Genomic DNA, 8099 nt, shown 5'->3' with positions numbered 1-8099 from the left:
CAGACGACGCTGTCGGTCGACGAGACCATGGAGACCGTCCGCCGCCTGCGGGCGCGGTTCCCGCAGCTGCAGGATCCGCCGTCGGACGACATCTGCTACGCCACGCAGAACCGTCAGGTCGCTATCAAGAAGGTCGCCAAGGACGCCGACCTCGTGATCGTCGTCGGCTCGGCGAACTCGTCGAACAGCGTGCGCCTGGTCGAGGTCGCCCTCGAGCACGGCGCGAAGGCCGCGTACCGCGTGGACTACGCCGACGAGGTCGAGCAGGCCTGGCTCGAAGGCGTCGAGACCGTCGGCGTGACCAGCGGCGCATCGGTGCCCGAGGTGCTCGTGCAGGAGGTTCTCGACGACCTCGCCGCCGCCGGGTACCGCGATGTCGAGCAGGTGCGCACCGCGGAGGAGGACCTCATGTTCTCGCTTCCGAAGGAGCTGCGCCAGGACATCACCGGCAAGCGCGACGAGCGCGCCCTCGGCGGGCGGAGCCGCGCATGAGCGACGGCGACGCGCGCCCCGCGCCGCAGAGTGCGGAAGCACCGCGCCCCCGGCCGGACAGTGCGGAACCATCGCGACCCCGTCCGCAATACGGCGAGTACGCCAGCCCCGAGGAGCAGCGCGCCCGCATCCAGCAGCCCGCGCCCGAGTGGCAGCAGCCGGCGACTCCCGCGGCGCCGGTGATCGCGGATGCCGCAGCGGCCGGCATCCGCTCGCCGCAGCAGGCGCAGGATCTGCAGCCGCCGGCCGGCGCACCGGTGCGCACCCGCATGGCCGACCGCGTCATCACGATCGCACTGCTCGTGTACGGGCTGTTCAACGTCGTGACGTCGTTCCCGTCGTTCCTGGACTACGGCACCTACGCCGAGACGATGTTCGCGGTGATGGGCCTCGATGCCACCCTGTCGGACCCCGGAGCCGGGCGTCCGTTCGGCATCGCCGCCGCCGTGGTGCTGGCGCTCGGCTGGATGGCGACCGCCGTGGTGTCGCTGTGGAGCCTGCGGCGCGGCCGCCTCACCTGGTGGATCCCGCTGGTGGCAGGCATCTTCTTCACGTTCGTGACCGGTGTGCTGATGGCGATCCCGCTCATGAGCGACCCCGCCGTCGTGAAGGCCCTGCTGGGCACCACCGGCGGCTGATACCGCGACGAACCCGGCCGCGGCATACTCGGGAGCACGAGGGCGCGCTCGGTTGAACCTCCGGGGCACGCGTCTCGTGTCCTCAGCGGAGGTGACGGATGCCGCGAACCGGGCTCGAGCGAGGGTCAGGCCCCGGCGGCAGGGCGACGCGGCGCGACGCACTGCGGCTGGAGGCGCTGTACGACGCCCATGCAGCGCCGCTGTGGCGCTACGTCGTGCATCTGACCGGCGACCGTGCCGGCGCGGACGACATTGTGCAGGAGACGCTGCTTCGTGCCTGGCGCACGCCCAAGATCCTCGGCGAGGACCCCTCCGCGACGCGATCGTGGATGTTCACCGTGGCGCGCCATCTGGTGATCGATGAGGCCCGCAGCGCCCACCGACGCCGCGAGGTCGACGTCGCCGAGGTGCCCGAGCGGGTCGCGGGCGACGGCACCGATGCGCTGTTCGAGGCCATCATCGTCGAAGAGGCGCTCGCCGCACTGTCGGCCGAGCACCGTGCGGTGGTCGTGCGCGCCTACTATCGCGGGCTGTCGGTCGCCGAGATGGCCGGCGAGCTCGACATCCCGCCCGGCACCGTCAAGTCGAGGCTGCACTACGGACTGCGCGCGCTGCGGCTCGTCCTGCAGGAGAAGGGGGTGACGCGATGAGTGCCGACCACGCGCGCTTCGCGGACTGGGACGCCGCCTACGTCGTCGGCGCGCTGAGTGCCGCCGACCGTCGGCTGTACGAGGAGCACCTGGACGACTGCCCGCAGTGCCGTGCTGCGCTCGCCGACCTCGCCCCCACACTCGGTCTGCTCGCCCGCGTATCCCCGGACCGCGCCGAAGCGCTGCTCGACGGTGTCACCGCAACCGCGGGGGCGACGGCATCCGGCCCCGACCCTGCGAGCCGCCAACGGCTCGTGGCGGTCGGCGCGCGCATCACCCGCCGCAGGCGCACGATCGTGTGGGGGAGCGTGGTGGCCGCGGCGGCAGCCGTGGCGATCGCGGTGGCCTTCGCGGTCCCGACCCTGATCGCGCCGGCCGTGCGACCTGCCGAGATCGTCGCCCTGCAGCCCGTGACACAGGTGCCGCTGACGGCCACCGTTCAGCTCACGGACGTCGCGTGGGGCACACGCATCGACATGACGTGCACGTACGGTCCGAGCGACGATCCGTACGCGCCCGCGCAGGAGTGGCCGTACGTGCTCGTCGTCACCTCGACCGACGGCACGACGAGCGAGCTGTCGTCGTGGCGCGCAGGACCCGGGTCGACTGCCCGCCTGCAGGCGGGCACCGCCCTCGACGCGGACGAGATCGCGTCGATCGAGGTGCGCGCGATGGCGGACGGCAGAGTCCTGCTGCGCGGACAGCCCTGAACGGCCCGTGCTCGGTGACGCTCGTTACGATGGGCGGATGCCTCGACTCGTCGCCGTGTGTGTGGTCCGCCAACTGCGTCCCGATGCCGGCTCGGTCGGCGTCACCGCGATCGACAAGGGGGCCGTGGACGGTCCCGTCCGCGTCGGGCCGTACGGCGTCTACGCCGACGTGCAGGCGGACCGCAAGCACCACGGTGGGCTCGACAAGGCGCTGTACGCGTACGCCGCCGAGGACGCGGAGTTCTGGGAGTCCGAGCTCGGCCGGGAGCTGCCGCCGGGCTGGTTCGGCGAGAACCTGCGCGTCGAGGGGCTCGACGTCAACGCCGCGCGCATCGGCGAGCGATGGCGCATCGGCGATCGCGTCGAGGTCGAGGTGACGATGCCGCGTACGCCGTGCCAGACGTTCGCCCGCTGGGTCGGCGGCGAGGATGCCCGCGGCTGGGTCAAGCGGTTCTCGAACGAGCGCCGGCTCGGCCCCTATCTGCGCGTCGTGCAGGGCGGCCGCGTGCAGGCCGGCGACGAGATCGTCGTCGTGCACCGGCCGGAAGGTGCGCCGGGGCTGCTGGACCGATACATCGACCCCGAGTGACGGTGGGAGCCCGACACGGCCCCTCTACGGCGGATGCCCCGGCTCCGACCCGCGTGAGGGTCGGAGCCGAGGCATCCGATGCGTGCGTTCGGGCGATTATGCGCCGAGGCTCTTGCCGGCCGAGCCGAGCTGCTGCGTCGCCTCGACGACGCGGGCGGCCATCGCCGACTCGGCGATCTTGCCCCAGGCGCGCGGGTCGTACGCCTTCTTGTTGCCCACCTCGCCGTCGACCTTGAGCACGCCGTCGTAGTTCTGGAACATGAAGCCGGCGACCGAGCGCGTGAACGCGTACTGCGTGTCGGTGTCGATGTTCATCTTGACGACGCCGTTGGCGACGGCCTCGGCGATCTCGGCGTCGGTCGAGCCGCTGCCGCCGTGGAAGACCAGGTCGAGGGGCTTCGGACCGGTGCCGAACTTCTCCGCAATACCGGCCTGGATCTCGCCCAAGAGCTCGGGCTTGAGCTTCACGTTGCCCGGCTTGTAGACGCCGTGCACGTTGCCGAACGTCAGCGCGGCGATCCAGCGGCCCTGCTCGCCGAGGCCGAGCGCCTCCACGACCTGTGCGACGTCGCCCGTCGTCGTGTACAGGGCGTCGTTGGTGCCCTCGTGCTTGACGCCGTCCTCCTCGCCGCCGACCACGCCGATCTCGACCTCGAGGATCGCGTTGATCGCCTTCAGGCGGGGGAGCAGCTCCTTGGCGATCTCGATGTTCTCGGCCAGCGGCACGGCCGATCCGTCCCACATGTGCGACTGGAAGATGGGGTTGCCGCCCTCGGCGACGACCTGCTCCGACGCCTTGATCAGCGGCAGCACGAAGTCCTCGAGCGCGGGCTTCGGGCAGTGGTCGGTGTGGAGCGCGACCGTGATCGGGTAGCTCTTGGCGACCTCGTGCACGTAGGCGGCGAAGGCGAGCGCGCCGGTGGCGCGAGCCTTGACGGTGTGGCCGGCGAAGTAGTCGGCGCCGCCCGTCGTGACCTGGAGGATGCCGTCCGAGCCGGCTTCGGTGAGGCCCTGGAGGACCGCGTTGACCGACTGCGAGCTGGCGGCGTTGATGGCGGGATACGCGAAGCCACCGGCCTTCGCGCGATCCAGCATGTCGGCGTACTGCTCTGGGGTGGCGACGGGCATGAGTGCTCCCTTTAGTAGATGCGGGCGTCACAGGAATCCTACCCAAGCCGGATTTCGTGAGTCGGATGCCGCTGCCCCGTTCGGCCGGGGAACCCCGGTCCCTGACGGACGGTTAAGAAGTGCGATTCCTTCGTGGGCGTCGGTGCGAAAGTCCGACCGATCGAGCGCCTTCCTGGCTAGGCTGACCGCATGGTGAGCCTGACCGCGGACATGAGTCCTCTGCACCCCGACCGCAACCTCGCGCTGGAGCTGGTGCGCGCCACCGAAGCGGCGGCGATCCGCGCGGTGCCGTTCATCGGGCGCGGGGCGAAGGAGGCGGCCGACGGAGCCGCGGTCGACGCGATGCGGGCCTTCTTCACGACGGTCAACTTCGACGGCACGATCGTCATCGGCGAGGGCGAGAAGGACGAGGCGCCGATGCTGTACAACGGCGAACGCGTCGGCAACGGCCGCGGCCCGCAGGCCGATGTCGCCGTCGACCCGATCGACGGCACCTCGCTGACCGCCGCCGGTCGGAACAATGCGCTGTCGGTCATCGCCGTGTCGGACCACGGCACCATGCTGGACGCCTCGAGCGTCTTCTACATGGACAAGCTCGTCACCGGTCCCGCGGGAGTCGGTGTCGTCGACATCCGCCTTCCCATCGGCGAGAACATCCGGCTGCTCGCGAAGGCGCTCGGCAAGCCGGTCGACGAGATCGTCGTGTCTGTGCTGCACCGCCCCCGCCACGAGCAGCTCATCGAAGAGATCCGGGCGGCAGGTGCCGGCACCCGCCTCATGAGCGACGGCGACGTCGCGGGCGGCATCAACGCGGCCCGGCACAACGCGCGCACCGACATGTGCGTCGGCATCGGCGGCAGCCCCGAGGGCATCGTCACGGCCTGCGCGATCAAGGCGCTCGGCGGCCACATCCAGGGAAGGCTGTGGGCGCGCGACGACGACGAGAAGCAGCGCGGCATCGACGCCGGTCTGAAGCTCGACGGCTTCGTCTACGAGGCCGACGACCTCGTCAAGGGCAGCAACACGATCTTCGTCGCGACCGGTGTGACCGACGGGGCGCTGGTGGCCGGCGTCCGTCGCGAGGGCGGCTACGTCTACACCGAGAGCGTCGTGCTGCGCGGCGCATCCGGCACGTTGCGCCGCATCTCGTCGGAGCACCTCGTCTCGAAGTGGCTCTGACCGTACGGGTCACGTGGCTCGTGTGAACGGTGTGACTCGTGATGCCCCTGTGATGACTTCGTGACACTGCGTCCGGGGAACTCTGGCAGAATCGACGTGGTGTCGATGGGGACACGAAGGTGTTCCTGACGCGAGGAGTTGACGATGTCTGCGCAGTCCGGTGACTCGTCGCAGCCCCAGACGGGCGCGCACGCAGTAGTCGCGAACGCGATCGACCCCGCTCGGCGTCCCGACGTCCTGCTGCGCGTTCGACGCGATGAAGGCCACGAAGTGAGCGCGTGGTGGATGATCGGCGCCTTCGTCGGCGTCTCCGCCGCCGTCATCCTGCTGCTGAGCTTCGTTCCCGGCGGCGCCTGAGCCGTCCCGTACTGCGGACCGCGGTCAGCGTTCCTCCGAGGCCGCGGCGATGCGGCTGCGGACCTCACCGAGTTCTGCAGTCGCCGTGGTCGCTCGCGTCTTGGTGTCCGGCGCCTCCAGCCCGGGAAGCGTCTCTTCGAGAAGCTCCGGAGCGGTGAGCCGCCTCGGGCTCTTCTCGATCGTCGCGGGCTCGCCCACCGCATCGAGCTTCGTCGCATCAATGCCCGGGAACTTCCGCGCGCTGACGAGCACACGGGTCTCCAGCGACCCCGCGAACCGGTTGTAGCTGTCGACCGTCCGCTCGATCGCCCGGCGCAGGTCGTCGGCGTGCGAGGCGAGGGACCCCAGGCGTTCGTAGAGCTGGTTGCCGAGGTCGAACAGCGCGCGTGCCTCTTGCGAGACGTCCTGCTGCGTCCAGGTGTAGGCGACGGTCTTCAGCACCGCCCACAGGTTGACCGGTGAGGCCAGTGCGACGCGCTTGCCGAACGCGTAGTCGAGGAGCGCGGGGTCCTCCTCGAGTGCGGCGGCCAGCAGCGACTCGCTCGGCACGAAGCAGACCACGAACTCCGGGCTCGACGACAGGCCCGCCCAGTAGGTCTTGCGTGCCAGCGCGTCCACGTGCGCGCGGACCGCCTTGACATGCTTGTCGAGCAGGCTCTGCCGGCGGGCGCCCTCGGCGCCCTGGGCCGTCACCGGGATGGCGCTGGCCTCGAGGTACGCGTCGAGCGGCACCTTGGCGTCCACGGCGATCGCCTTGTCTCCGGGGAGGCGGATCACCATGTCGGGGCGTCCGGCGCCCGCATCGGTCGTGATAGAGGTCTGCAGATCGAAGTCGACGTGCCGGGTGAGCCCCGCGGCCTCGACGACGCGACGCAACTGCGTCTCGCCCCACACGCCCCGCGTGCTGCCCGAGCGCAGCGCACTGGCCAGCGACTCGGTCGTGGCGCGCAGCGCCTCGTCGGACTCGTGCGCGCGCCGCAGCTGCTCGGCGAGCGTGCCGAACTGGGTGTGGCGGTCGCGCTCGAGGTCGTCGACCTTCGCGTGCATCGCGGCGAGGGTCTCTTGCACCGGTGCCAGCGCGCGCAGCACCGACTGCTCCCGCCGTTCGCGCTCCTCGCGCGCGGCCTGATCGTGACGCGCCTGGCCGGCCAGCTCCCGGTACAGCAGCTGCTGGTGGTCGAGCTGTGCCTGCACGCCCTGCCGTGCCGCCTCGGAGCCGGCGAGCCGCGCCGTCAGCTCGGCGTGGTCGCGGGCGGCGCGCGCGGCGCCGCGGGCGAGGCCCATCGCCCAGCCGGCGACCGCGCCGAGCACGAGGGCGACGATCACCACGACACTGACAACGACTGCGTCCATGCCCTCATCGTGCCCGGGGGCTCCGACATCGCGCGGCGCCGGGCCGCGGCATCCGCTATGCGACGGCGAACGAGATCGCGGGCGCTTCCGCAGCGGCCAGCTGCGACACGCGCACGCCGGCCGCATCCGCGAGTTCGTCGATCGAACCCGCTCCGAGGCGGCGGGCGGCGTCGATCATGACGTGCGCGCACGCGAGGGCGTCCGCCGTCGCGTTGTGGTGGGGGAAGTCGCCGAAGCCCGCCTCGGCCGCGACGAACGGCAGTCGATACGAGTCGAGCCGGTACACCTTGCGCGCCACCTGCAGGCTGCACGCGTACCGGTAGGCGGGATGGTCATCGCCGGTGGCGTCGCACGCGCGCTTGATGACGGCCATGTCGAACCCGGCGTTGTGGGCGACCAGCACGTCCTCGCCCGCGAAGGCCACGAGGTCGGCGAGCTGATCGCTCCACCCGGCGGCGTCGACGACGTCCTCAGGCTGGATCCCGTGGATGCGCACGTTCAGCTCGAAGAACACGTCGTGCCCGGCGGGCGGCCGGATGAGCCAGCCCGTCTGGTCGACGATCTCGCCGTCGCGGACCCGGACGAGCCCCACCGCGCACGCGGACGCGTTGCTGGAGTTCGCCGTCTCGAAGTCGATCGCGGTGAAGTCCAGTGGCACGTCACCAGACTCACCCGGCGTCGGCGCATCCGCTCGCAGGCGCGCCGAGCGGCGCGTCGTCATAGGGTCGGATCATGGCCAGCCGCGAAGAGATGTCGGTGTCGTTCGGAGCCGCCGCGAGCGCGTATCAGTCGGGTCGCCCCGACTATCCGCGCGACGCGGTGGACTGGATGCTGGAGCCCGTGCGCGAACCCGGCCGGTCGCTGCGCGCGGCAGACGTCGGTGCCGGCACCGGCAAGCTCACGCGGACGCTCGTCGAGGCGGGAGCCGAGGTCGTGGCGATCGACCCCGATGCCGAGATGCTCGCCGCGCTGCGCGAGAACGTCCACGGGGTGCCGACCTTCG

At 71.2% G+C, this 8099-nt stretch carries 10 protein-coding genes and 1 pseudogene; 8 read left to right on the top strand and 3 right to left on the bottom strand.

Going from position 1 to position 8099, the window contains the following annotated elements; all coding sequences use genetic code 11:
- The 5 genes and pseudogenes from ACTHNQ_RS12995 to ACTHNQ_RS12975 all read left to right on the top strand — a co-directional run.
- A pseudogene (locus ACTHNQ_RS12995) lies at positions 1–492 on the top strand (4-hydroxy-3-methylbut-2-enyl diphosphate reductase); the annotation flags it as partial.
- The gene (locus tag ACTHNQ_RS12990; protein ID WP_440333959.1) at positions 489–1130 is read left to right on the top strand and encodes a DUF6264 family protein; all 642 of its coding nucleotides are present in this window, start codon (positions 489–491) and stop codon (positions 1128–1130) included. The pseudogene ACTHNQ_RS12995 and the gene ACTHNQ_RS12990, both read left to right, overlap by 4 nt.
- Positions 1131–1228: 98 nt before the next feature.
- Positions 1229–1780 carry a sigma-70 family RNA polymerase sigma factor gene (locus tag ACTHNQ_RS12985; RefSeq protein WP_440333957.1) on the top strand — a complete coding sequence of 184 codons (552 nt, stop codon included), beginning with the start codon at positions 1229–1231 and terminating at the stop codon, positions 1778–1780.
- Positions 1777–2490, top strand: a complete 714-nt coding sequence (locus ACTHNQ_RS12980; RefSeq protein ID WP_440333955.1) for an anti-sigma factor family protein — start codon at positions 1777–1779, stop codon at positions 2488–2490. The genes ACTHNQ_RS12985 and ACTHNQ_RS12980 overlap by 4 nt, the downstream gene beginning before the upstream one ends.
- A 37-nt stretch (positions 2491–2527) precedes the next feature.
- Positions 2528–3079 carry an MOSC domain-containing protein gene (locus ACTHNQ_RS12975; protein WP_440333953.1) on the top strand — a complete coding sequence of 184 codons (552 nt, stop codon included), beginning with the start codon at positions 2528–2530 and terminating at the stop codon, positions 3077–3079.
- Between the two features lie 96 nt (positions 3080–3175).
- Here ACTHNQ_RS12975 and fbaA read toward each other — a convergent pair whose 3' ends face one another.
- The gene (fbaA, locus tag ACTHNQ_RS12970) at positions 3176–4207 is read right to left on the bottom strand and encodes a class II fructose-bisphosphate aldolase (RefSeq protein ID WP_440333952.1); all 1032 of its coding nucleotides are present in this window, start codon (positions 4205–4207) and stop codon (positions 3176–3178) included.
- Positions 4208–4396: 189 nt separating this feature from the next.
- On the opposite strand from fbaA, the gene glpX reads away from it, so the two are divergent.
- Together glpX and ACTHNQ_RS12960 are read left to right on the top strand one after the other, a co-directional pair.
- Positions 4397–5386, top strand: coding sequence for a class II fructose-bisphosphatase (glpX, locus tag ACTHNQ_RS12965; protein WP_440333950.1), 990 nt, complete (start codon positions 4397–4399; stop codon positions 5384–5386).
- Positions 5387–5530: 144 nt separating this feature from the next.
- The gene (locus tag ACTHNQ_RS12960) at positions 5531–5743 is read left to right on the top strand and encodes a hypothetical protein (RefSeq protein WP_026305661.1); all 213 of its coding nucleotides are present in this window, start codon (positions 5531–5533) and stop codon (positions 5741–5743) included.
- Positions 5744–5767: 24 nt separating this feature from the next.
- Here ACTHNQ_RS12960 and ACTHNQ_RS12955 read toward each other — a convergent pair whose 3' ends face one another.
- A complete protein-coding gene (locus ACTHNQ_RS12955) occupies positions 5768–7096 on the bottom strand; it encodes a DNA recombination protein RmuC (RefSeq protein WP_440333947.1) in 1329 nt (442 codons plus the stop codon).
- A 55-nt stretch (positions 7097–7151) separates the two neighbouring features.
- On the bottom strand, positions 7152–7754 hold the full coding sequence (locus tag ACTHNQ_RS12950) for a 3'-5' exonuclease (protein WP_440333945.1): 603 nt from the start codon (positions 7752–7754) through the stop codon (positions 7152–7154).
- Between the two features lie 74 nt (positions 7755–7828).
- Between ACTHNQ_RS12950 and ACTHNQ_RS12945 the strand changes: the two genes are divergently transcribed.
- Positions 7829–8099 (top strand): class I SAM-dependent methyltransferase (locus ACTHNQ_RS12945; protein WP_440333943.1); only part of this gene is annotated, 271 nt, incomplete at its 3' end.

The organism is Microbacterium sp., assembly GCF_051953575.1.
GTDB lineage: Bacteria > Actinomycetota > Actinomycetes > Actinomycetales > Microbacteriaceae > Microbacterium.
The sequence above is the reverse complement of the archived record's forward strand: the minus strand, read 5'-3'. Positions and strand labels throughout refer to the sequence as shown.